A 26,134-nucleotide genomic window follows, 5' to 3' on the forward strand; every position below is an offset into this window, starting at 1 on the left:
CAGAATGATGCCATACTGATGGGAACTTTAGTTTTCGATAGCTAAGATAGTTCCGGTAGATAGGTTTCTATGACTAATCTGATTGTCTGAATTGTAAGTAGGTAAAGAATTTTCGGCAATATTGGATAATTTAGTACAAACAACCAATATTGGCATGCTGATTGCAATATAAAGACAGCAAGAACGGCAATGTTGCCAGTAGAATAGTCGAAGGAGGCCAAAGAATGATTATTGGTGTGGCAAAGGAAATCAAAAACAATGAGAACAGGGTGGGGCTTACGCCGGCTGGTACCGAAACCTTGAAAAAGGCTGGTCATACGGTGCTTGTTGAACAAGGAGCCGGTGTTGGCAGCGGGTTTGCCGATGAAAGCTATATAACAGCCGGGGCGCAGATTTTGGCAGACAAACAAACGTTGTTTGATCAGGCTGAAATGATTATCAAGGTGAAAGAACCATTGCCTCCTGAATATGAGTTGTTTCATGAAGGACAAATTCTTTTCACATACCTGCATTTGGCACCTGAGCCTAAACTAACCAGGGCTTTGCTTGAGAAAAAGGTAACCGGTATTGCCTACGAAACAATTGAACGTAATCACACCCTGCCATTATTATCCCCCATGAGTGAGGTTGCAGGGAGAATGGCGGTGCAGGTTGGCGCGCACTGTCTGGAAAAACCATTCGGCGGTAAGGGCATTTTATTAGGCGGTGTACCTGGTGTTGAGTCGGCGCAAGTCGTTATTATCGGCGGCGGTATTGTTGGTACTAATGCTGCTAAGATGGCTGTGGGCATGGGCGCGCGTGTTACCGTGCTTGATAAATCAGCAGATCGTCTGGTCTATCTTGATGATCTCTTTGACGGGAGAGTAACAACGGTTATGTCCAACAGCTATAATATTGCCAGTTGGGTGAAAAAAGCCGATCTCCTTATTGGGGCTGTATTGTTGCCAGGGGAAAAAGCGCCTAAACTGGTTAGTGAGGAAATGGTTACATCCATGGAACCCGGTTCGGTCATTGTTGACGTGGCAATTGATCAGGGTGGCTCAGTCGAAACAATTGACCGTGTTACTACGCACAGCGATCCTACCTATGTAAAACATGGTGTTGTTCATTATTCGGTGGCCAACATGCCGGGCGCTGTCGCTCGCACCTCTACGTTTGCTCTGACCAATGCTACGATTGACTATGCCATGCAAATTGCCAATAAGGGCTGGAAGACTGCACTCAAGGATGACCACGGTTTAGCTAAAGGCCTTAATACCTATGCAGGTAAGATTATCTGCATAGGGGTTGCCGAAGCTCATAAGCTGGCGTTTACGCCGGTGGAGGAAGTATTGGCTTAGCCCATATTTGGCAATAAGACTAAGAGGCAGTCACAGCAGCGACTGCCTCTTAGTCTTATTGCAGGAAAACAATGGACATGTGTCGAATTTTCTCATCATACTGTACGGGATATTAATAATAACACCAGGGGGTTGTCATGAGCGATAATGATTGGGCGCTTTTTAAGCAAAAACTTCATACTAAGTCAGGTATTAACCTTAATGACTATAAACCGGCGCAAATGCAGCGGCGTATTGGGAATATGATGAGTCGCCATGGGGCGAGTGGGTATCTTGATTTTTTCAGTAAGCTAGAGGCTAACCCTAAATTATATAAAGATTTTATTGATTTTCTGACTATTAATGTTACTGAGTTTTTTCGGACGCCGGAAAAGTTTGATGAATTGGAAAAAAAGGTTGTCCCTGATTTGTTAAAACAGAGTGCTAAACTTTCTATTTGGAGTGCTGGCTGTTCGATTGGAGCAGAACCGTATTCGCTGGCCATCATGCTTAACGAGCTTACGCCTCATATCAGGCACCGGATTTTGGCGACAGATCTGGATGTCGAGATGCTGGCCAAGGCGAAACAAGGGAGCTATACCGCAAATGAGTTAAAAAATATACCGCCTGCCAGGCTTAAAAAATATTTTGCGCAGGCAGACGGCTTAGCCACCATTAGTGATGATATCAAAGCCCGGATTGATTTTCAGCGTCACAATCTTTTGGTGGACAAGTTTGAAACCGGGTTTGACCTGATTTTGTGCCGTAATGTAGTAATTTATTTTACGGAGGAGGCTAAAGAGGGCCTTTACCGCCGGTTTTTTGCTGCACTTAAGCCGGGAGGAGTTTTGTTTGTCGGTGGTACAGAGGCCATCCTGAACTTCCGCGAAATTGGATTTAATCATTATCTGCCCTTTTTCTACAGGAAACCTCTATAGCAGTCCCCAGCCAGATAACCGTTGTATGGTACTAAGCCAATGCCGGAGCAGGATTTTATTTATGGTGTATTCCTCTACCGTGCTGCCGGCAACAAGATCAACTGTTTTTACGGCTTTATCCTGAACATAAAATACGATTTCCCCGATTTTTTGGCCCTGGTATACCGGGGCCTTAATTTTTTCGGGTAAGTCCACTTCTACGGTTACAGCTGGGTAATCGGTGGCAGCAACTACCAGTGAGCCGGGTCCTGCTACCAGGGCATCGACCATGTCTGTCATACCATTTTCTATCGGCAATGCGGCAAAAACAGCGCCGTCTTCGGCGTATTCGTACAAATCATACTGATCAAACCCATATTTTAGTAGTTGCATTGAATCATACCAGCGGGAGTGATCATGCAGGACAACGGCAATGAGCCTTTGGTTATCGCGGGTAGCGCTCGAAACTAAACAGGGGCCAGCCATATTGGTTGTACCGGTTTTTACACCGTCAGCATCTGCCAGCATCCAGAGTAGTTTATTGGTATTGCGGAGATTGCGGTTATGGTTTTTGCCTTTGCGGTCAAGCCATTCAATGTTGGTTTCCTTTGTACTGACGATTTGGGAAAACGTGGGATTCAGTAAGGCATACCGGGCTATTGAGGCCAAATCATAAGCTGTTGACAGATGATTGGGGGCGCTTAACCCGTGGGGGTTGCGAAATTGGGTATGTATGGCGCCAATGCTGAGGGCCTTTTTATTCATAATTTCGACAAAAACGTCAACCGAGCCTGCCAGGTGTTCGGCAATAGCAACAGCAGCATCATTACCGGAGCGGAGCAGGAGGCCGGTAACCAGCTCACGCAGCGTAATAGTTTGCCCTGGATACAGATTCAGAGAGGAGCCGCCGGTGGCGGCGGCATGGGCACTTACACGCGTGGTTTCATCCAAACGACCACTTTCGATGGCAATGATGGCAGTCATAATTTTGGTCGTGCTGGCTGGTGCCAGTTTTTTATTCATGTTGCGGTCATAAAGCACTTGACCGGTTTTTGCATCCATCAAAATAGCTCCTTGAGCGGACATTATCGGTGGTGCGGAACAAACCATACTGGTGGTTAGCCACCAAAAAAATGCCAGTAAGGTGGCAGAGCGTAGTAACCTGCGGGCCATGGAATACCTCCTTATAATTGTTACGATGCATCAAAGCTTATAGGGCTTTAAACTCTGCCAGTGGGCTTGGATTAACTGGTCATAGCGGTACATCGTGGCAGTTCGTTCATTTCTCAGGGCCTGAATGGCCCCCAAGATTTTTTGGTCAAAGGTATATACCTTTGCTTTAGGTAAGGTAAGTGGCTTGGAATACTCTTTAAGCTTGGTGGCTACCTTGCAATTAGCCTTAGTTTCTTTGATAAGAACAGCTGGCTCCAGCAGGTCAGAGCCTTCATAGCGATGAATCAGGCAATTGGGCTGCAAACGGTCAATAACGTTTTTCTTGTCGCCGTCAAGGATAAGTTCGCTGCCACAGCCTGGACAAGCAGTTAAATCTGCCGGCAAATAGTTATGGCAGCTCATACAAACAATTTCATTCATGTGACATCCCTCCAATCCTAGTGTATCCGGAAAAACGGGTGACTATAATTCTTGGGAAAAAATTGAACTTTAACAGGAAAAGATCCAATCATGGCGAATTTTTCAGTTAAGATATAGGTAACGTTCGGGTATGAGGGGGAGAAGGATTGGACAATTACCGGCGCTGGCTGATAATAATAACCGTAATAGTATTTACAGCTGGCTGGCTGGGAATGAGTTTGGCGGTAAAGCTAACCGAAGAGGAGCTGCAGAGCAAGCTCTTGCTAAGGACTGTGACAGCAGCAACGATGATAAGTCATGACCGGATAGCGCGGCTGACAGCAATGGCGGCTGACAGTGGTTCTTCTGATTACGAATATTTGCAGGAGCAGTTGATAGCTACGCGTGCGCTTAACACCGACTGCCGATTTGTGTACTTGTTAAAAAGAATAGATAACCGGATGGTGTTTCTTGTGGACTCAGAGCCGGTGACTTCTGAAGACTACGTCCCGCCTGGTTACGAATATAAGCAGGCATCTGATGAGTTGTACCAAATATTTTCAGATGGCCAGGCTTTTATCGAGGGACCACTAAGCGATGAATGGGGAATATGGGTATCCGGGATTGCTGCTGTGCGCGATCCGGCAGACGGGCGGGTGATTGCCGCTTTGGGCATGGATATAGCGGCTAGGGACTGGCAGGCCGCTATAGCTACTACGCGGCTTACCGTCATGGGTGTTACACTAGCCGTACTGTTTATGATATATGCCTTGTTTTATGCACTACATACCTTAGCAAGAGCGGCTACCAGAGTATACCAGGTGGAGAAACAGGCTAAAGAGGCGGTGGAGGCTGTTAGTCAGGCCAAAAGTCAGTTCCTGGCCTATTTAAGCCATGAAATCCGCACGCCGGTTAGTGGCATTTTGGGTGTGTGTGAGCTGTTGGAAACCACCTTGCTGGATAAATGCCAGCGGGACTATGTCAGTACAATTACTTACTCAGCCCGTTCCTTATTGACGGTGCTTAACGAGGTATTGGATTTTTCTAAAATTGAAGCCAACAAAATGACAGTGGATAACATTGACTTCGCCTTTTGTCCCCTGGTGGAGGGGGTGGCTGCAATGCTGCAGGCAACTGCTCATAACAAAGGACTTGAGCTTAGCGTGACGATTGATCAAAGCATTCCGCAACTAGTGGGCGGTGATCCGACTAGGCTGCGGCAAGTCTTGCTGAATCTTGTTGGTAATGCGATAAAATTTACCGAAATGGGGAAGGTCGAAATCGCGGCCATATGCCTACGGCAAAATTCCAGTACAGTACAGGTGAAAATTTCAGTTACTGATACGGGGATTGGTTTAGACTCCACTGAAATTGAGAAGCTGTTTCAACCCTTTGCTCAGGCAGACGGTGCCAATGCCCGTAAATATATGGGCTCAGGACTGGGTCTGTCCATATCAGGCCGCCTAATAAAACTAATGGGCGGTGAGATTGGAGTTATCAGTAGCAAAGGTGAAGGTTCTTCCTTTTGGTGTAGCATTCCTTTGGCAGTAATCAACTCAGCTAGTGAGTCAGTGGTTAATGAACCTGTTATCAATGCGCAGCCAATTGACGATGTACCTGCCTGGTTAACTCAGCCAGTGACCTTGGCAAAGGAGGCCGGCACTGTCCTTATTGTTGAGGATAATCCGGTAATTCAGCAGGTAGTTGTCTCCCAGCTTGGACATCTTGGTCTAACCGCTGATGTGGCTGGTAATGGTCAGGAAGCTGTGCAAAAGGCACTAAAAACAGGCTATAAACTGATTTTTATGGATTGTGGCTTGCCACTGTTGGATGGGATGGCTGCTACCCGTCTTATTCGGGACAAGGAAGCAGCCATTGGCGGGCATACTCCGATTATTGCTTTATCAGGCAAATCCATGCCTGATGAACAGCAACAGTGCTTGGCCGCAGGGATGGATGATTGCCTGGTGAAGCCAGTTTCCCTTCAGGACATCAAACAAATGGTGGAGCGATGGCTGCCCCAGGAGGCCACTGATAGCATTGATAAAACTGTGCTTAGGGAGTTAAAACAATTAGCTGATAGTGGCCAGTCTGATCTGGATATATTTATTGATGCTTATCTGGAGGAACTGCCAGTGCTTACTGATAAGCTCAGACAAGCCATGCTTGCCTGCAATAGCGCTCAAGTAAGTATGGTAGCTCATAGCTTAAGGTCAATGAGTGGAACGATTGGGGCTAAACGCCTGAGTGAATTATTCAGTAGCTTGGAGCAAATTGCTATTAGGGATAGCTGTGATAATCATGCGGAAGCAAGAAGGCTGATGAGTAAAATTGATATAGAATGCAAGCAGGTGGGGCTAGCCCTTAAAAATGCTGCCCGCTTAGTATAATGTAAAGGTAAGGTGAAAATATGGCGTACCAGATATTATTGGTTGATGATGTGCTTTTAAATCGCAAAGTGGTTACAGTAGCATTAAGCGGCTTGCCGGACGTTGCCTTTCTGGAAGCAGCTGATGGTGTCAATGCGCTGAAGGTTATTCATAGTGAAACGATCAACCTGATTATTCTGGATCTCATTATGCCAGGTGAAGTAGCAGGCTTTGACGTATTGCGAGAAATTAAGGCAAGTGTACTTTATAAGCACATTCCCATAATTGTTTATTCGGCCGTGTCGGATACGGCCAGTATCAAACAGGCACTGGAACTGGGAGCCTATGATTATCTTATTAAGCCACTAAAGCCGCAGGAGTTACAAACCATTTTGCCGGAAAAGGTCAAAGATGCATTGCAGCTTCCTTCAAAAAAGGATGAACAGCAACTTGCGGGAAGAGAGTCTTATGGGCAGGCTGCCAGGGGGCCGGACCAGCTTGTCATTGGGGTGGTTACTGAGGAAGAGGTGGCAACCATCAAATATTTGACTGACCGTAAAGCCGAGCTCAAACTAAAGCTAAAAAGACTTATTGATATGGACAAGGAAGAGTTGTACTGCACTCTGTATGATATGATTATTCAGGAAATGGGCGAAGTATCGACAGCTTGTGAACAATGGTGGGATGAAAAATATGACAAATATCAATGGGCCAACATTGTTGGTGACGAGATTGAGCTTGATTATGACAATGGTCAGGTTTTGGTGAAAAATATGATGAAAGAGAGCAAAAAGCACCCAGAGGATGATCGCCAAGAACCAAATGCGAAGATATAAAATAGTTGAATGGTATATATCCCGCAGCAGGCTGTTGAATTAGCTAAAGCTGCTGGCTTCTAATAAGATAAGGATTTAATAAGGTCTAAAAGTGTCTGCCTGCATTTATGCGGGCAGGCGCTTTTTTTTATATGTTCTATAGTTAGCCCTTTCTGCATAAACTGGTTGTATCTGCCATAGGGTTGAAGGAGGGGACATTTTGAGGAATAAAGAATGGATTGCAATGGTGTTGGCTGGAGGGCGGGGCACACGGTTGGGCGTGTTGACAGAGGCGGTAGCCAAACCTGCCGTGCCATTTGGCGGTCAATACCGCATTATTGATTTTACTTTAAGCAATTGTAAAAATTCCGGAATAGATACTGTAGGCATCTTAACTCAGTATCAGCCACTTACCCTGCATGCATACATTGGTAATGGTGCCGGCTGGGATCTTGACTGCAAAGGAGGAGGCGGAGTACATATGTTGCCGCCATATGCCAGCGCAACGGGCGGCGAATGGTATACAGGAACAGCTGATGCGGTGTATAAAAACAGAGAGTTTATTGAGCAGTTTGAGCCACAGTATGTAGTGGTGTTATCAGGTGACCATATATATAAGATGGATTATAGTGTCATGCTTGAACAGCATAAGCTGAGGCAAGCTGATGTTACGGTTGGCGTACTGGAAGTGCCCTGGCGGGAAGCTAACCGATTCGGAATTATGGAGACAACGGCTAGTGGCCGAATCATTGATTTTGTCGAAAAACCCTATCATCCCAAGGGAAATCAGGCATCTATGGGTGTGTATATTTTTACCTGGAATGCGTTAAAACAATATTTGATAAAGGATGCGGCTCAGGTGAGTTCCAGCCATGATTTTGGCAAAAACATTATTCCGACCATGTTAGCCGCTGGCCAGCGCATGTATGCTTACCATTTTAATGGCTACTGGAAAGATGTGGGGACACTAGCTAGTTATTGGGAAGCCAATATGGATTTGTTGGGGGACTCACCAAAAATAGAACTTGACGACGCGGCATGGCCGGTGTACTCACCGGGGCGGAGTCTGCCGCCCCACTATCATGGTGCTATGGCCAGAGTAAGCAGTTCTTTAGTCGCCGGAGGCGTTACTATCTTGGGAGAGGTGGAAAACTCGGTTATTTTTCCAGGAGCCTATATTGGGGATGGAGTTAAGGTGAAAAATAGTGTTATTATGCCTTATGCCAGGATGGAGCAAAATTCGAGCGTTGACGGTGCTATAGTTATTCCCAATACGGTAATTACTGCCAGGATGAATGGCGAGGAGGATAGCGGTATTATTCAGGTTGTCGCCCGGTCAACAACCCAAGAGGCTGTGGTACAGGTTAGTTTGGCGGTGTAAGATATATAATAGCATTAGGAATGCAAATAGTTGACAGGAAATATGTATATTAATAGAGAAACGTATAAAGAAAATAACAGTTTATTATAGGTGATAAAGGATGATTAACAATGACTGCTGCTTGCTTTAGTGATCAAGAGTTGTACTTGTTTCATGAAGGTACTCTGCAACGCAGTTACCGCCTGCTGGGGGCACATGTGGCAGCGGATGGACACGGGGTACGCTTTACCGTATGGGCGCCTAATGCGCAGGCTGTTCGGGTTATTGGTGATTTTAACAATTGGAATGGCAGTAGACATGGAATGGAAAGAATCAGCACCTGCGGTGTTTGGGGTCTGGTTATTCCTGGGGTTACAGTCGGCGATAGTTATAAATATGAGATTATTACTGCTGGAGGCGAGATACTGCATAAGGCAGATCCCTATGCATTTGCTGCAGAAATCAGACCCAAGACGGCATCAAAGGTGGCCTGCCTTGCTGGTTACACCTGGCAGGATGCGGCCTGGCGGGAAAATAAGTCCAAGCAGTCTCTTTATGAACAACCTATGAATATTTATGAAGTGGATTTGGGTTCATGGAAACGGGACAGTGATCGCCAGTGGCTCTCCTACCGGGAGCTAGCGCCGGAACTAGCCGACTATGCCGCCAATATGGGCTACACCCATATTGAACTGTTACCTGTGGCGGAGCATCCTTTTGACGGGTCATGGGGCTATCAGGCTACAGGCTATTACGCGGTTACCAGCCGCTATGGTTTGCCAGAAGATTTTATGTTTCTGGTAGACTGCTGTCACCGGCGGGGAATTGGGGTTATTCTGGACTGGGTCCCCGGGCATTTTTGTAAAGATGCCCATGGTCTGGCAGCTTTTGATGGTACAACACTCTATGAATATGCTGATTCGAACCGGAAGGAAAATCGCGGCTGGGGTACGCTGAATTTTGATCTTGGCCGGCCTGAGGTTATGAGCTTTCTTATTTCTAATGTGCTGTTTTGGATGGAACTATACCATATTGATGGCATTAGAATTGATGCTGTTGCCAACATGTTATATCTGAATTATGGGAAAGAAGACGGAGAATGGACACCGAATTGTCATGGCGGCGCAGAAAACCTGGAGGCTATCAGTTTTTTACGACGACTTAATGAAGCTGTTTTTGCCAGTTTCCCAGCGGCCTTGGTTATTGCGGAGGATTCAACAGCTTGGCCGCTAGTTACTCATCCCACTTATCTGGGGGGGCTTGGTTTCAACTTTAAATGGAATATGGGCTGGATGAACGATATGCTGCGCTATATGGAGCTTGATCCGCTGCAGCGCCAGTACCATCATAACTTAATAACTTTCTCTTTTATGTACGCGTTTTCAGAAAATTTTGTTTTGCCTTTATCGCATGATGAGGTGGTTCATGGCAAGCGGTCATTGCTTGATAAAATGCCGGGGGATTACTGGCAGAAGTTCGCTAATTTGCGGGCTTTTTATGCCTACATGATGGCTCACCCGGGTAAAAAGCTGCTATTTATGGGTGGAGAATTTGGCCAGTTTATTGAATGGAATTACCAGGATAGCCTGGATTGGCATTTGTTAGACTATGAAATGCATGGTAAGCTGCATAACTATGTCCGGGATCTGAATCATTTTTATTTGGAAAACCCGGCAATGTGGCAAAATGACCGGGATTGGCGGGGATTTTCCTGGATTGACTGCCAGGATTGGCAGCAGAGTGTCCTGGTATTTAAACGGCAAGGACTGCAGGCAGATGATTTTATTATTGCGGTAGTAAACTTTACACCCGTTGTTCGGCTAGAATACCGGATTGGTGTGCCAGAGGCCGAGTATTATCTTGAGGTACTTAATAGCGATAGCTTGATTTACGGCGGTTCTGGTCAAGGTAACACTGGCAAAAGGGTGCCTGTGGCAGTGGCTTGCCATAACCAGCCGAATTCGTTGGTTATTACGTTGCCGCCGTTGGCGACGGTATATTTTAAGCCGATAGGCTGCCGGAAACAGTATACCATAGGGAGTGAAGCACTTTGCGCAGTAAAGAATGCGTTGCCATGATTTTGGCTGGTGGTCAGGGAAGTCGACTCGGAACGTTGACCAAAAAGCTGGCCAAACCTGCAGTACCATTTGGCGGTAAGTACCGAATTATTGATTTTCCTCTCAGTAATTGTTATAACTCCGGGATTAATACGGTCGGCGTGCTTACCCAGTATCAGCCGCTCGCGCTTCATTCCTACATCGGAATTGGCAGTGCCTGGGATCTTGACCGGCGGGATGGCGGTGTCTACGTATTGCCGCCCTATGTACGGGAAAAGGGTGGTGAATGGTATAAAGGGACCGCTGATGCCATCTTCCAAAACATTAACTTTATTGAGATGTTTAATCCTGAGTATGTACTGATATTGTCAGGTGACCATATCTATAAAATGGATTATTCTCGTATGCTTGATTACCACAAAAGCAAGCAGGCTGATGTTACCATTGCCGTTATTGCGGTGCCATGGGAGGAAGCCGGCCGGTTTGGTATTATGAATACGGCTACAGATGACCGGATTGTCGAATTTGAGGAAAAGCCAAAGAAACCTAAGAGTAATTTGGCTTCGATGGGGATATATGTATTTAGCTGGGCGGCGTTGCGCTCCTATTTGACAGCCGATGCTATTGACACTAAATCCAGCCATGATTTTGGCAAAGATGTTATTCCGCAAATGCTTGCCGGCAATGAGCGGTTATGTGCCTATCATTTTGACGGCTATTGGAAAGATGTTGGTACAGTGGAAAGCTTCTGGGAGGCCAATATGGATCTTCTCAGCGATGAGCCTGCCTTGGACTTATATGACCCGGATTGGCGGATTTATTCGGTAAACCCGACCCAGCCCCCCCATGTGATTGCCGATACAGCAAGCGTAGTTTGTTCGTTGATTAGTGAAGGCTGCCAGGTTCTGGGGCAAGTGGAAAATTCAGTGTTATTTCCTGGGGTGTTTATTGGGGAAGGTGCAATAGTTAAAGATTCTATTATTATGCCTTATGCGTCAATAGGTGCAAACGCCATAGTTTCCAAAGCTATTATTGGACGAAAATCAAGGGTTGAAGCCAATGCGCAGCTGGGGGTTAATCAGCTGGAACAAGAAGCCAGTCACTGGTTTTCAGGCATAACGTTGATCGGCGACAACCTGACAATTAGCAGAGAGACCAAGATTCGGCGTAATGCGCTGCTTGCCCGGTCGTAATTCCTAGAAAGCCAGATAGCGTTAGGGGGAGTAAGCTTGTTAAAGAATACGATGGGTATTATCAATTTACATGAAAGTCATGAGTCATTCCGGGAGATAACCAAGCATCGTCCGCTTGCGGCTATTCCTTTTGCCGGCCGTTATCGGCTAATAGACTTTGTACTATCTAATTTCATTAATTCCGGGATAACTAATGTTGGCATTTTATCTGCAGGCAATTCCCGTGCGCTTTCCGATCATATCCGCTCTGGTAAGGAATGGGACTTGGCCCGTAAGCGGGATGGTTTATTCTTATTGCCTTCCTGGCAGACTGGCAATGTACAGGGGGCATTTCCCAATGATTTAGCTGACTTTTTCAGTAATCTTGACTATATCAAAAGCAGCCGTCAACGTTTTGCCTTGCTCTCAGGCAGTCGGGCGGTTTGTAATATTAACTTCGAGGCTGCCTATAATTACCACCTTGAGAAAGAGGCGGATATAACAGTATTATACAAAGAATATAGTATTGCAGAGGCCAAAGGCTTATCTGAGGCTACTATGCTCGAGACTGGCAGTGATGGCAGGGTTATTGATATGGAGGTATGTCCGGTAAATCCCCGCAGCAATAAATTGTCACTGGAGATGATTCTTTTGGAACGGCAGCTGCTGGTGGATTTGATTGATGCCAGCGTGTCAAGGGGCGGGACTAATTTCACCCGCGATTGTATTATGAGAAATATGGAAAACCTCAAAATTTACGGGTTTCCCTTTACTGGTTATTTGGCCCGTATTGACTCTATGCAAAATTATTTTGACCATAGTATGAAACTCTTGACCCAAGAAATATGGCAGGAAATCTTCTTTGCCCATGGCTCCATTTATACCAAGGTAAAAGATGAAGCGCCGGCAAAATACCAGCGGGATGCGATGGTTAAATCGTCGCTGGTAGCCAATGGTTCAGTTATAGCGGGTAAGGTTGAAAATAGTGTTTTGTTTAGGGGTGTCAAGGTGCATAAAGATGCCCGGGTCACAAACAGTATTGTCATGCAAAAAGGGGAAATTGGCCCAGGTGCAGTTATTGAGAATGTAATCTGTGATAAAGATGTAAGGATTACAGCAGGCAAAAAACTCAAAGGAGAATTAAATCACCCGATTGTGATTGAGAAAGGGACAGTGATTTAATATGCTAAAAGTACTATTTGTAGCATCGGAAGCAGCGCCATTTGCCAAAACGGGTGGTTTGGGTGATGTAATTGGTTCTTTGCCCAAGGAATTGAGTAACCAGGAGATTGATGTTCGGGTCATTATGCCTAAATACAGTGCTATCCCGGCCGGGTTTGAGGGGCAGATGGTGCAAAAGGCAATCCTTACCGTACCTGTAGGCTGGCGCCAACAATATACCGGGCTGTTTGAACTTGCGTATCAGGGGATTACCTGGTATTTTGTCGATAATGAGTATTATTTTAAGCGTGACAGCCTGTATGGTCATTACGACGAGGCCGAGCGTTTCGCCTATTTTTGCCGGGCTGTACTAGAAGCATTGCCCCAGCTGGATTTCATACCTGATATTATTCATTGTCATGATTGGCAGACAGGGCCGCTGGCGGCCATGCTCAAGCTGCAGTATCTTGCAAGAGCCGAATATGCAGCAATCAAAACAGTATTTACCATCCATAACTTAATGTACCAGGGGATTTTCTCGGGTGATATACTGAATGATTTGCTTAGTTTGCCAAACAGTGCCTTTACAGCCGACGGCCTGGAATTTTACGGACAGGTGAATTATCTAAAAGCAGGGCTAGCCTTCAGCGATGTTGTTACTACTGTCAGTAAGTCATATGCTGAAGAGATACGGCAGCCGTATTTTGGTGAAAATCTGGATGGGTTCCTGATTAAACGGCAAGCTGACATCTATGGTATTGTTAATGGCATTGACTATGAAGTATATAATCCGGCTGTCGATCCAGATATTTATAGCAACTATGCTTGGTCGGATAGTAGCAAACGGTTTGACAACAAGCTTAAGCTGCAAAGTGAGTTAGGATTGCCTGTAGACAAGCGTATTCCGCTTATTGGCATTGTCTCCCGCCTGGTAGCTTCGAAGGGTTTGGATTTGATTGACCATGTCATGGAAGAATTGTTAGCTCTTGATGTACAGGTGGTTGTGCTGGGAACAGGGGAAGAACGTTATGAGAAACTGTTTAGTGAGGCAGCTTGGCGTCATCCGGCTAAAGTAGCGGCAAATATTTATTTTTCGGATACGTTAGCCCACAGGATTTATGCCGGCTCAGATTTGTTTTTGATGCCTTCGCGGTTTGAACCGTGTGGCATTGGTCAAATGATTGCTCTTAGGTATGGAAGTATACCCATTGTGCGTGAGGTGGGCGGCCTCAAGGATACGGTTATTCCTTTTAATTTAGAGACCGGGCAGGGTAATGGTTTTGTTTTTACCAACTATAATGCGCATGAGATGCTCTGGGCAGTTGAGCAGGCGGTAGAGCTGTACCAGGATAAAACGCAGTGGCATAAGTTGATTAAAAATGCCATGCAGGCTGAGCATAGCTGGCAACAATCAGCTAGCCAGTATTGTCAGCTTTATAAGAAGTTGACAGGGAACAGAGAATGTATTGTAACATGAGCTAGTAAAGAATTTTGCAGGCGCCTTTAATGCGTTGGATATAGATGGGGACTGGAGTTGATTTACGAAGGGGATGGATCAATGTTTGAATCGAAAGAGCAGTTTAAACAAGCGTTTATTGAAAAAATCCAGACTCTGTTTGGACAAAGTCTGGAGGAATCGTCAACTGCTGCTAAGTATGAAGCCTTGAGCACGCTGATTCGCGAGATTATTAGCAAACGTTGGTATCAATCCAATCAACAATACAGCATTAGTAAAGAGAAGCAAGTGTATTATTTCTCCATGGAATTTTTGCTCGGACGACTGCTGGGCAGTAATTTGTTTAATCTGGGGATAACCGAAGTCTGCTGTCAGGGACTCAAAGAATTAGGTATTGAGTTAACAGAGTTGGAAGCGGTAGAGCATGATGCGGGGCTGGGTAATGGTGGGTTAGGTCGCCTGGCAGCCTGCTTTTTGGACTCTATGGCATCCTTGCATTTGCCTGGGCATGGCACTGGTATCCGTTTCCGTCATGGGATGTTTGAACAAAAAATTGTCGACGGCTATCAGGTAGAGCTGCCTGATAATTGGCTCAAGGACGGCTATGTTTGGGAAACGCGCAAGGTTGACCGTGCAGTTACCGTCAAGTTTGGCGGCAATGTTCATATGGAGGAACAAGGCGGGCGGCTTATTGCTATTCATGAAAACTATGAACCGGTGCTGGCCGTACCGTATGATGTGCCAATTGTTGGCGCCAATTGTAATACTGTCAATACCTTACGCCTATGGAGCGCGGAAACCAATCACTTTGACTTTTCCTCGTTTAGTAAAGGCGATTTTTTAAAAGCGGTGGAAGAAAAATATTCATTGGAGGCCACCTCGCAGATTCTCTATCCTGATGATAATTACCCTGAGGGCAAAACGCTCAGGCTAAAGCAACAGTACTTTTTTGTTTCCGCCGGTTTGCAAAGCATTGTGCGGCGCTACAAACGGACCCATGGCGGATTTCCGGCTGATTTGGGCAATTTTCATAAAAAAATTGCTATTCATATTAATGATACCCATCCGGCACTGGCGGTGCCTGAGCTAATGCGCATCTTTATGGATGAAGAGGGTTTGGGCTGGGAGCAAGCTTGGTATGTAACTAGACATACGATATCTTATACCAATCATACTATTTTGCCGGAGGCGCTGGAAAAATGGCCGATTGAACTTGTTAAGACATTGCTGCCGCGTATGTATATGATAATTAATGAGTTGAATGAACGCTTTTGTGCGGCTCTTTGGCAAAAATATCCTGGTGAATGGGAGCGAATCCGGAGCATGGCTCTTATCGCTGACGACTATGTACATATGGCGCATTTGGCGGTTGTTGGCAGTTACAGTGTTAACGGTGTGGCCGAAGTACATAGTAATATCCTGAAAAATGAAGTTATGGCGCCCTTCCATGAATTTTTCCCTTATCGCTTTACGAATAAAACTAATGGCGTTACCCATCGCCGCTGGTTGGCCAAAGCCAATCCTCAGCTCGCGGCACTGATTACCGCGACCATTGGTCCGGGCTGGATGGCCCATCCTGACGAACTGGCAAACTTGCACCGTTTTGCGCATGACTGTGCTTTACAAAAGGAGATAAAGGCTGTTAAGCAGGCTAATAAAGAACGGCTGGCTAACTATATCCAGGCGAAATTGGGCATAGCTATTGATGTGAGTTCCATTTTTGATGTGCAGGTAAAGCGTATTCATGCCTATAAGCGGCAGATCCTGAATGCTCTCCATATTCTTGATTTGTACAACCGCCTTAAAGCCGACCCTGGGCTTGACATTGAACCGCGTACTTTTATTTTTGCGGGTAAGTCGGCTACAGGCTATTATCTGGCCAAACGGATTATTAAGTTTATCAATACATTGGCTCAGGTTATTAATAATGATCCGGCTATTGGTGGCAAAATCAAGGTGGTTTTTTTGGAAAACTACAGTGTTTCCCTGGCTGAGCTTATTATTCCGGCGGCCGATGTCAGCGAGCAGATATCAACAGCCAGCAAAGAGGCCTCAGGCACCGGCAATATGAAGCTGATGATGAACGGAGCTATTACGATTGGTACGCTTGACGGTGCGAATATTGAGATTAAAGATGAGGTTGGTGACGAGAATATTGTTATTTTTGGTCTGACAGCAGAACAAGTGATGAATTATTATAAAAATGGCGGCTATAATGTCCTTGATGTATATAATAACAATCCCCGGCTTAAAGTGGCTGTGGATCAGCTAGTCAATGGTTTTCTGCCAGTTAGTCCGGATGAGTTTGACTGTATTCATCATTCGCTCATGCGTACCAATGATGAATATTTCGTATTGAAGGATTATGCAGATTATGCGGTTGCGCAGGAACGGATTAATAGCCTGTATGGCAAGCAATGCTGTTGGCAGGCGATGGCCATTAATAATATTGCTTTCTCCGGCCGGTTTGCCAGTGATCGTACGGTATCGGAATATGCTATTGGTATTTGGAAGATTAAGCCGGTAGTTATTAGAGAAAATTAAATCTGGAGGTAGACCGGGAATGAATGAGTACTGGATACTGCATGACTCCCACAATGCGGATTTTCGCAGCCCCTTTGGGGCTGTTTCTTGTCATACAGAGATCACGATTAGAATACTTATTGCTGCGCCACAGCATCCTGCATTTATACTGGTAGATGCTGTGCAGCTACGACTGTGGCAGGACGGTCTTGGTGAAACCATCATTGATATGCGGGTTAGTGAAAAACAGCAGGACCGGTGCTTATATGAGGCTGTTTTTTCTGCTCCAGCTGTTCCGGGTGCTCTTTGGTATTACTTTATTGTCAGGCAGGGTGGACAGATTTCCTACTATGGCAATAATGCCGGGGAAACAGGCGGTGTGGGGCACCTTGCCGCTAGTCCGCCGCCATCCTACCAGATCAGCACGTACCTTCCGGGAACAGTTACGCCTGGCTGGTTTAAACATGCGATCGTCTATCAGATTTTTGTTGACAGATTTTGCAATGGGCTGAGTAAAGTTCTTAACCCTCGTCCAGGTAGTCTTATTCATGCCAATTGGCGAGATACGCCAATATATACCCGCGATATGGATACTGGTGCTATTCTGGCCTATGATTTTTTTGGCGGCAATCTGGCCGGGGTTATCTCCAAGCTGCCTTATTTGGCTGAATTGGGCGTAACGGCCATTTATTTCAACCCGGTATTTGCGGCACCTTCGAACCACAAATATGATACAGCCGATTATCACAGCATTGATCCCATGTTTGGCGATAATGACGGATTTACTCAGTTGTGTGCTAAAGCCAGGGAGCAGGGTATTGCTATTATTTTAGACGGTGTATTCAGTCACACTGGCAGTGACAGTATCTACTTTAACAAGGAAGGCACTTATGATGCAGCTGGCGCATACCAGTCCCCGGAGTCCCCGTACTACTCCTGGTACAAATTCAGTGAATACCCGGAAAAATATGAGTCTTGGTGGGGAGTAGATAACCTGCCCAATGTTAACGAGGAAGATGAATCCTACCAGCAGTTTATCATTGGGGCTCCTGATAGTGTGCTTAAACAGTGGCTTTCGATGGGGGTAAAGGGCTGGCGGCTGGATGTAGCCGATGAGCTGCCAGAAGGATTTTTGGAAAAATTCTATAAAACACTCAAGCAAACCGACCCGGAAGCCGTGCTAATTGGCGAGGTGTGGGAGGACGCTTCCCGCAAGGTGGCCTATGGTAAGCTACGGCAGTACTTTAATGGTACTGAACTGGACAGTGTGATGAATTATCCCTTCCGCCAGCTTGTACTGGATTTTATGTTGGGGAAGAAAGAAGGCCAGGCTGTGCAGCGTGAGCTGTTTAGCCTGTATGAAAATTACCCGAAAGAAAATTTTTATGCCACTATGAATATTATCGGCAGTCATGATGTGCCGCGCATCCTGACACTGCTGGCCGAGGCACCACCTGAGGGCAGTCAGAGCAAGCTGGGCACTTTTAAACATAAGCTTTCGCCTGCAGAGCGTGAACTGGGCATTGCCAGGCTCAAACTCGTCGTATTGTGGCAAATGACCTTTCCGGGAGCGCCCTGCGTCTATTATGGGGATGAAGCCGGACTTGAGGGGTATAGCGATCCGTTAAATCGTCGTACCTATCCCTGGGGACAGGAGCAGGCAGACCTAGTATCCTGGTATAAAAAGGTAATAGGGCTTCGCCGTCAATACATGGTATTGCGGACAGGCGAATGGCTGCCGCTGCTAACAGAGCGTGATGTGTTTGGCTATGTGCGCCGCATCCGGGGCGGGCAGGATGTTTTTGGTGAATTGGCAGCAGATAATACGGCTGTTGTTGTGTTTAACCGCAGCCGACACCAGTCAGCCCGTGTCCAGCTTGACACCATGGCGTGGTTTGCCGACCAGGATTATATTATGGATGTGCTGATTGATGAAAAAATACCATTGCCAGATAACAATGAGTTGGAATTGGTATTGCCGCCGCTAAGCGGCAGATTGCTAATCGCTAATCCTGGCCGGCCAGTAGGGCGGCAGCGGGCAAGTGGTGTACTGTTACACCCGACTTCCTTGCCCTCGCAGTTTGGCATTGGGGATTTAGGTCCGACGGCGTACGAGTTTATAGATTTCTTAGCAAATGCAAAGCAATGTATATGGCAGATTTTACCGCTGAATCCAGTCGGCTTTGGTGAGTCGCCCTATCAGTGTTTGTCGGCATTTGCGGGCAATCAATGGCTGATTTCGCCGGAAAAACTGGTGACAGCCGGCTGGCTGAGCGAACAAGAACTGATGCTGCTAGACGTTAGCAAGCAGGATTCCGCCAGTGTTGATTTTTCCCAGGTTAAACATGGCAAAGAAACGGTTTTTCGTTTAGCTTTTGAACGTTTTAGACAGCAGGAAGAGACAACGGCCTATCAAAGCTTTATCCGGGCGGCCGGTGACTGGTTGCCGGATTATACGCTGTTTGCTGCCCTCAAAGAGCGGTTCGGGAGCTTGCCCTGGAACCAATGGGACAGTGATATCAGGCAACGGGAAGCTGCGGCTATGGACTATTACCGGCAGGAACTGGCAGAGGAAATAGCCTATCAGCGCTTTTTGCAATTTGCCTTTTGGCAGCAATGGCAAGAGGTAAGAAGCTATGCCGGCCGCCAGGGAATCCGGCTGTTGGGCGATATGCCGCTATTTGTGGCCCATGACAGTGCTGATGTTTGGGTCAATCCGGAGCTGTTTCAATTGGAGGGTATGGGAAACCCGGAGAAGGTAGCCGGTGTACCGCCCGACTACTTCAGTGCCGATGGACAATTGTGGGGCAATCCGCTCTATGACTGGGGACAGCAGGCTAAAGATGACTACCACTGGTGGCGGCAGCGCCTAGCGTGGCTACTTACACTTGTTGACAGTATTCGTATTGACCACTTTCGCGGCTTTGAAGCTTACTGGGAAATTCCCGCTGGTGAGCCTACGGCTGTCAAGGGCCGCTGGGTATCCGGGCCAGGTTCTGCTTTTTTTGCCGTACTGGAACGGTATCTGGGCAAAATACCATTAGTGGCAGAGGATTTGGGCAGTATTACGCCTGCTGTTAACCGACTAAAACATAAATTTAACTATCCAGGCATGAAGGTGCTGCAGTTTAGCTTTGGTGATGGTCATTCAGCACCGGAGTTTCCCTGCAATACCGGCTTTAATACCGTTGCTTATACGGGTACCCATGATAATGATACTCTCTTAGGCTGGTATCAAAAACTGGTTAGTACTCAGCCTGAGCTGCAGCGCATTATTCTGACTCATCTTGCCAGGCTGCAGGTAGACAGCGATAAAAGTGACACCGGTGTGTGCCGGCAGCTTATTCGCCTAACCTATCAGAGTCAGGCTGATACAGTTATTTTACCGCTGCAGGATGTGCTTGGCTTGGACACAACCGCACGGATGAATACCCCTGGTACGGTAGGGGGTAACTGGAACTGGCGGGTGGAGCAGGGGCTGCTTACCGCTGAGGCCGCAGCTCGCCTGCTCAACTGGACAAGGCTTGGCGGTCGTGCGTAAGGCAACAACAGGGTGGATATGAAAATAATACCAACAAAAATTGCATAGGTATGCAATTTTTGTAAACACGTATTACCCGAAAATAGCGTATTTTCGGGTAATAGTGCTGTTTAGGGTTAATTTTCCTTGGCATGATAATTGCATTATAAATGAGCAGTATCGTTATATATAACGTGTTAAAGTTTTTTGCAGCGGGTGGTGTTGTCAATACATTCACCTGGGCCTGCAAACTTCTTTAATGCGGAATATGTAGAAATGGAGAGCGTGAATAATTCATGAATATATTGCTGGTTGATGATGATGCTGGCTCTTTGTTAGGCATGAAATTTGCGATTGAGATGATGGGTTATGCCTGTGATGATTGTTTATCGCCGCTGGAAGCCATTGAGAAGTATTTACCTGAACGTCATGACGTCGCGGTAATTGATTACCAGATGCCTAGCTTAAATGGCTTTGAAGTGTTGCAGAAAATGCGAAGCAAGAATCCTGCCCTTAAGGCAATTATTATATCTGGCTGCATCAATATCAAGGCTGAGACTGAAAGTCAGCCCTATATTTTATTAAAGAAGCCGTTGGGAGACGATTTCTTTCAGGCGTTAAAAGAGATCGAGATAAGCAGTATACAGGCAGGAACTATGCTTTCTTTGAGGGAAAATGTAGAGTGATATAAATTTTTGCCAAAAAAGGGGTGGATAGAATGAGTTTAAAAAAGAAGCTTACGTTAATCTTTTCGGTATTGTCTATAGTAATTCTCTTAGTGTCATCAATCGCGGGTTATATGTTTACTAAAGAACAAGTGCTTTCAGGAATTCAGGCAGAAATGACGTCAACTGTAAATGCCCACGTAAACAAACTAGACGGTTGGCTTATTGGAAAAGCAAAAATGTTGGAAATAACAGCTGGTACGTTGCAAAGTTCAGTTGGTGACAACGAAATAAGCGTGCCCATGCTGGCCGGCTATAAAACTGTGGATAAAGAGATATCTGATATGTATTTTGCTTCGGTAGCAGGCCAGCTTGTGGATGGAAGCGGTTGGAATCCCCCTGCTGGTTATGACCCGCGTACCCGGAGTTGGTACAAGTCAGGCCTGGAGCAGGGGAAACTTGCTTTTGGTGAGCCTTATTTGGATGGAGCAACTAAACAAATGGTGGTACCAGTGGTAATGCCCTACAAAGGATCGACAGGCCAATTACGCGGAATTATGGCTCAGGATATCCAGTTGCAAATACTTGTTGATAACATACAGAGCATCAATCTAAAGGGTCAGGGCTATGCCTATTTATTTGACGCCAAAGGCTTCATGCTGGCTCACCCGGACAAGGAGATAGTGTCTAAGAATATCTTTGAAGAGGACAAATTGAAAGATATGTCAGCCTATTTCAAAGAGATGATAGGTAAAGAGCAAGGCTTTGCCAAGTACAGTGAAAATGGTGAAGTCATGCTGGTGGTTTATCAGAAAGTGCCGTCAACAGGCTGGACTTTGGCAATAAATATACCAGAGAAAATTGTTTTAAACCCGTTGGAACATTTGCAATGGCTATTGCTGATGATAGCCATGCTTGCTGTTATCATCGTGGTTGCAGTTACTTTTGTGATAGTTAAGCGCATTGTCAATCCCATAGAGGTTTTGGCTGGTCAGGTGGATTTAGTAGCCAGCGGAGATCTTACTGTACAATCACAAATTGACGGTCAGGATGAAATTGGCAAGCTTGCGACTGGCTTTAACAAAATGGTACATAATTTGCGAAATTTGATTGTACAAGTGAGTACCAATGCCCAACAGGTAGCGGCTTCGTCAGAAGAACTTACTGCAAGTGCCCAGGAATCGGCGCAGGCGTCCAATCAAGTAGCAGGCTCGGTAACCGAGATAGCTGCGGGCGCGGAAAGGCAATTGGCTGCGGTAGGACAGACTGCGAGTGTAGTGGAAAAGATGACAGCAAGTATTCAACAGGTGGGTGACGGAGCCAAACAAGCTGCGGCGACATCCTTACAAGCTGCAGAAAAGGCCAAAGAAAGCGGTACTTCCATTGGCAAGGCGGTTACCCAGATGGGACTTATTGAAAAAACGGTTAATACATCGGCCGAAGTAGTTGCCGATTTAGGAGAACGGTCCAAAGAAATAGGGCAGATAGTGGACACAATCGCAGGAATAGCTGGGCAGACAAACTTATTGGCACTTAATGCGGCAATAGAGGCTGCGCGGGCAGGGGAACAAGGTCGCGGTTTTGCGGTAGTGGCCGAAGAAGTTCGCAAATTGGCAGAGCAGTCCCAGGATGCGGCAAAAAAAATCGCTGATCTAATCGGGGAAATTCAGCGGGAAACAGCTAAAGCTGTTTCAGCCATGGACAATGGAACGCGTGAGGTTAGTAGGGGAGCGGCGGTTATAAACGTTGCGGGCATTGCATTCCAGGAGATTGAAGAAATGGTCGTACAAGTGTCAAATCAGATAACCGAAATATCCACAGCCATGCAACAGATGGAAATTGGCAGCCAGCAGATAGTTTCTTCGGTGAAGGTCATAGATGATTTGAGCAAAATGGAAGCAGGTGAAGCGCAGACTGTGTCGGCAGCAACGGAAGAACAATCGGCGTCGATGCAGGAAATTGCTGCATCAAGCCAAACGTTGGCAAAAATGGCAGAAGAATTACAGCGGGCTATTCAGCAATTCAAAGTGTAAAATCAGAGCAATAGTGTTCAATGAAGGAACTATCAAAAATAATTGATTGAGCGCTATTGTGGCCAATGTAAGAATAAATAAAATAGGCGGGCGTGCCCGCTTATTTTATTTGTAGATGCGATAAATGTGTTTTGTCAGGTATATGTCAAGATAGTATTGCACGATTTTATGTTGGTTTTTATCGCAGCGGACAGGGATTTTGCAAAGACTAACGAAAATATGAAAATACTATGTGATAATACGGTAAGTGTGAGGTTGGTGCGAAATAGTGGTAAAACGCTGGACGTTTGCGATTGTTTTGTGTGTCGGGTTGTTTTGCATAATTAGTGTTGATAAGATTTACTGCCAGCAAGAAACGGAACGCTATGCGTGGGTTTTAAATAGATTTACCGAACGGTTGGAGCAGTCACTGCAAGTTGAAATAGACCAGGGTTTGTATGTGGTGGAAGATATAAAAATGTTTCTGCAAATGGGAGAAGCTCTTCCGGAGCAGGAGGCTTTTGAACAGTTTGTTGCTTCCTTGCTAAATTATTACCCTACGGTAACAGCTGTGGCATATGCTGACAATGCTTATACCGTGTGCTATTTGTATCCTGCGAATTCAGTTGTGCCCCAGCTTGACACAAGCTTGTCCGAGGCAAACCAATATCCCCATTTTACCACAGCTGCGCATAAGGCTGAGAACGAGCGGATAACGGTAAATAAAGCACCGATTCAAATACAAAACGGGGTTACTGTTTTTGCGCTCAGAGCGCCGTTGTTTACAGAAGAACACTTTCGCGGTACGGTCGGGGTCAGTTTTGTGGTAGACAAGCTTTTGCAGGAGGCTATAGCTAAGATCGATTCAATGCTTACGAATAATGCCGGCAACTATTATGTTGAGATACGTGCGGAAGAGGGAGAAGCGATATATAGCCTTAATCAGTTAGCACCGCGGTCATCTGTGCGGGAATTTATCTTGCCGGTTGCGGATACACGTTGGCTGGTAAAGGTTGGCTGGAGCACTTTGCTGCAGCCCAGTCCTTATATGCGCGGACTTATCTGGGGAATAGGCAGTAGCACACTTATCCTATTGCTAATTTTTCTCAATAGTATGTTTCGCAGGCAAGAGTGGCTTACACAGGCAGTTACTGCAAAAACCAAAGAATTTCAACTGAAAAATCAACAGCTGGAATTGGAAATTTTGGAACATGAAGATACCGAGCGGGCTTTGCTTACAAGCGAACACCGGCTGGCCGCACTGCTAGCCGCTGTCCCTGATATGCTGCTCAGGGTTAGCCGGGAAGGAATTATTCTAGATGTTGAAGCCAAGAAACCAGCTGATTTGTATTTGCCGCGTGAGGAGCTATTGAATAAAAATCTGGCTGAAGCTTTACCAGCTCAGCCTTTATTGGCTGATGTATACGACAAGTTCGTAGAGCTAAGCAACAGCATGGTTGTAGGTGAATTGGTAACAGCCGAATATCAATTGATAATTAATGGTATCAAAAAAGACTTTGAAGCCCGTTTGGTAGTGAGCCCGAAGGATGAAATAGTAATTATCATTCGCAATATTACCGAGAAAAAGCAGAATGAAGCCTGTGAACGGATATTGATGCAAACTGCGGACAAAGTGTTGGAAGAGGCCAGCATTGAGGAAATTCTCAATTATGTCTGTGAGCAATTGGCGGCAGTTTTTGAAGTATCTCTGGCGCGGGTTATTTTAAAAGAGGCTAATGACACTATCAAAATAAGTGCTGCAGCAGGGAAGCTAGCTGTAGCAGCCGGGAGCACCAGACTAAACTGTACTGCCACAGGTAAGCTGAGTAGATTAGCCATTCGGGCTGGCGCAATCCAAGTAGTTCAATGTAACGATAAATTATCATGCTGGCAAGAAAAACTTCTGGCTGAATTACAGCTGGACAAGACTGTAATTCAGTCCGAGATTGCGTTGCCGCTCAAGCTGTCAGGCAATATGACGGGGGCATTCTATCTCATAAGTACGAGACCATATTATTGGGATGAACGGATTGTGACCCGGTTGCAGAGTTTTTCTGATCAGCTATCTATTGCCATTAATGCCGCCAGAGACCGTCAACGCCGCAGGCTGCTGACGGTCGGACTGGAGGCAGCCGCCAATGCCATCGTTATTACTGATAAGGATGGTAATATGGAATGGATTAATCCGGCCTTTGCTGTGTTGACTGGTTATACCGAGAACGAGTCTCTCGGGCAAAACCTTATGTTGCTGTCAGGCTATCAGGATGAGGGCTTTTGTCAGCGCTTTTGGCAACAGCTAAATTCTTCGGCTGAGGCATGGCGGGGTGAGTTCGCCCACTACCGGAAAGATGGCAGCTTATATCAAGAGGTTATGACCATTACACCTGTTCGGAATAATTGCGGGGAAATAGTAAACTTCATTGCGATAAAAGAAGATATTACGGAACAAAAAATGGCGGCAGCGGCCATGGCTAAGGCCGATGAGGTAAGAGCCCAGGCCGAAAAACTATCTTCACTCGGCACCATGGCGGCTGGTCTGTCCCATGAGATTAATCAGCCGCTTAACTCGATTAAAATGATCGCTAGTGGAATGGTTTATGCGTACCATAATGGCAAAGAGCGGCCGGTAGAAGATATTATGCGGAATATAGCTGAGATTTCCAATCAAGCAGATCGCATTAATAACATAATTACGCACATGCGGAGCTTTATCCGGCGGGATGAAAGCCAAGTAACTTATTGCCATGTTAATGAGGCCATAGAGCAAGCACTAAAAATCATTGGCAGTCAATTAACGGCGCACGGAGTTAGGGTGCACAAGGAGTTGGCTGAACAATTGCCCCTTATCTATACTATGCCTACCGCACTGGAAGAAATTGCAGTTAATTTGGCAGCTAACGCCATGCAAGCGATGGAGTCGGCAAAATGCCAGGATAAACAGCTTACGATCCGGACATGGTCAGACAAGAATACTGTGTGTATTAAAATTTCTGATAATGGTCCCGGCATACAGGCTGATCACAAAACCAAAGTGTTTGAGCCGTTTTATTCTACTAAACCTGGCAGTGATAATCTTGGGTTGGGATTATCGATAGTACATTCTGTTGTTACCTCCTGCAAGGGAACAATTAGCATTGTTTCGGGTGAGAATGAAGGAGCCGCATTTTTGATTACCTTTCCTGCTGTTAGGGAAGAGGCCAATTAGGGGGTTAAGCT

Annotated in this window: 16 protein-coding genes; 14 read left to right on the plus strand and 2 right to left on the minus strand. The window is 46.0% G+C overall.

All coding sequences use genetic code 11. The annotated features are described in order from the left end of the window. The first annotated feature begins 224 nt into the window (after positions 1-224). Both ald and SALPA_RS12985 read left to right on the plus strand, forming a co-directional pair. The gene (gene ald / locus SALPA_RS12980) at positions 225-1,340 is read left to right on the plus strand and encodes an alanine dehydrogenase (protein WP_145094581.1); all 1,116 of its coding nucleotides are present in this window, start codon (positions 225-227) and stop codon (positions 1,338-1,340) included. A gap of 137 nt (positions 1,341-1,477) precedes the next feature. Continuing rightward, entirely contained in the window at positions 1,478-2,257 is a 780-nt protein-coding gene (locus SALPA_RS12985; protein WP_145094584.1) for a protein-glutamate O-methyltransferase CheR, read from the plus strand. Here SALPA_RS12985 and SALPA_RS12990 read toward each other — a convergent pair. Both SALPA_RS12990 and SALPA_RS12995 read right to left on the minus strand, forming a co-directional pair. Further along, the gene (locus SALPA_RS12990) at positions 2,252-3,409 is read right to left on the minus strand and encodes a D-alanyl-D-alanine carboxypeptidase family protein (protein ID WP_145094588.1); all 1,158 of its coding nucleotides are present in this window, start codon (positions 3,407-3,409) and stop codon (positions 2,252-2,254) included. The genes SALPA_RS12985 and SALPA_RS12990 overlap by 6 nt on opposite strands. A gap of 30 nt (positions 3,410-3,439) precedes the next feature. Beyond that, on the minus strand, positions 3,440-3,829 hold the full coding sequence (locus SALPA_RS12995) for a hypothetical protein (RefSeq protein ID WP_145094591.1): 390 nt from the start codon (positions 3,827-3,829) through the stop codon (positions 3,440-3,442). A gap of 146 nt (positions 3,830-3,975) precedes the next feature. Between SALPA_RS12995 and SALPA_RS13000 the strand changes: the two genes are divergently transcribed. The 12 genes from SALPA_RS13000 to SALPA_RS13055 all read left to right on the plus strand — a co-directional run bounded on the left by SALPA_RS13000 (position 3,976) and on the right by SALPA_RS13055 (position 26,123). After that, positions 3,976-6,198, plus strand: a complete 2,223-nt coding sequence (locus tag SALPA_RS13000; protein ID WP_145094593.1) for an ATP-binding protein — start codon at positions 3,976-3,978, stop codon at positions 6,196-6,198. A 20-nt stretch (positions 6,199-6,218) separates the two neighbouring features. After that, positions 6,219-7,013: a CXXX repeat peptide modification system protein gene (locus SALPA_RS13005; protein ID WP_145094597.1), complete on the plus strand. Its 795-nt coding sequence runs from the start codon at positions 6,219-6,221 to the stop codon at positions 7,011-7,013. Between the two features lie 199 nt (positions 7,014-7,212). After that, positions 7,213-8,373 carry a glucose-1-phosphate adenylyltransferase gene (locus tag SALPA_RS13010; RefSeq protein ID WP_145094600.1) on the plus strand — a complete coding sequence of 387 codons (1,161 nt, stop codon included), beginning with the start codon at positions 7,213-7,215 and terminating at the stop codon, positions 8,371-8,373. 110 nt (positions 8,374-8,483) lie between these two features. Next, a complete protein-coding gene (glgB, locus tag SALPA_RS13015) occupies positions 8,484-10,430 on the plus strand; it encodes a 1,4-alpha-glucan branching protein GlgB (RefSeq protein ID WP_145094603.1) in 1,947 nt (648 codons plus the stop codon). Continuing rightward, the gene (locus tag SALPA_RS13020; RefSeq protein ID WP_145094606.1) at positions 10,403-11,602 is read left to right on the plus strand and encodes a glucose-1-phosphate adenylyltransferase; all 1,200 of its coding nucleotides are present in this window, start codon (positions 10,403-10,405) and stop codon (positions 11,600-11,602) included. The genes glgB and SALPA_RS13020 overlap by 28 nt, the downstream gene beginning before the upstream one ends. 36 nt (positions 11,603-11,638) lie before the next feature. Further along, positions 11,639-12,763 carry a glucose-1-phosphate adenylyltransferase subunit GlgD gene (gene glgD, locus SALPA_RS13025; protein WP_255451195.1) on the plus strand — a complete coding sequence of 375 codons (1,125 nt, stop codon included), beginning with the start codon at positions 11,639-11,641 and terminating at the stop codon, positions 12,761-12,763. 1 nt (position 12,764) lies between these two features. Next, positions 12,765-14,219: a glycogen synthase GlgA gene (glgA, locus tag SALPA_RS13030; RefSeq protein ID WP_145094609.1), complete on the plus strand. Its 1,455-nt coding sequence runs from the start codon at positions 12,765-12,767 to the stop codon at positions 14,217-14,219. Between the two features lie 81 nt (positions 14,220-14,300). Next, complete coding sequence (locus SALPA_RS13035) at positions 14,301-16,742, plus strand: glycogen/starch/alpha-glucan phosphorylase (RefSeq protein WP_145094612.1); 2,442 nt, start codon at positions 14,301-14,303, stop codon at positions 16,740-16,742. Between the two features lie 19 nt (positions 16,743-16,761). Then, positions 16,762-20,262 carry a bifunctional glycogen debranching protein GlgX/4-alpha-glucanotransferase gene (locus SALPA_RS13040; RefSeq protein WP_145094615.1) on the plus strand — a complete coding sequence of 1,167 codons (3,501 nt, stop codon included), beginning with the start codon at positions 16,762-16,764 and terminating at the stop codon, positions 20,260-20,262. Positions 20,263-20,537: 275 nt separating this feature from the next. Continuing rightward, on the plus strand, positions 20,538-20,927 hold the full coding sequence (locus SALPA_RS13045; protein ID WP_145094618.1) for a response regulator: 390 nt from the start codon (positions 20,538-20,540) through the stop codon (positions 20,925-20,927). A 32-nt stretch (positions 20,928-20,959) separates the two neighbouring features. Continuing rightward, entirely contained in the window at positions 20,960-22,939 is a 1,980-nt protein-coding gene (locus tag SALPA_RS13050; RefSeq protein ID WP_145094621.1) for a methyl-accepting chemotaxis protein, read from the plus strand. A gap of 268 nt (positions 22,940-23,207) precedes the next feature. Next, complete coding sequence (locus tag SALPA_RS13055; protein WP_145094624.1) at positions 23,208-26,123, plus strand: PAS domain S-box protein; 2,916 nt, start codon at positions 23,208-23,210, stop codon at positions 26,121-26,123. Positions 26,124-26,134: the final 11 nt, after the last annotated feature.

This window comes from Sporomusa sp. KB1 (genome assembly GCF_007830295.1).
Taxonomy (GTDB): Bacteria; Bacillota; Negativicutes; order Sporomusales; family Sporomusaceae; genus Sporomusa.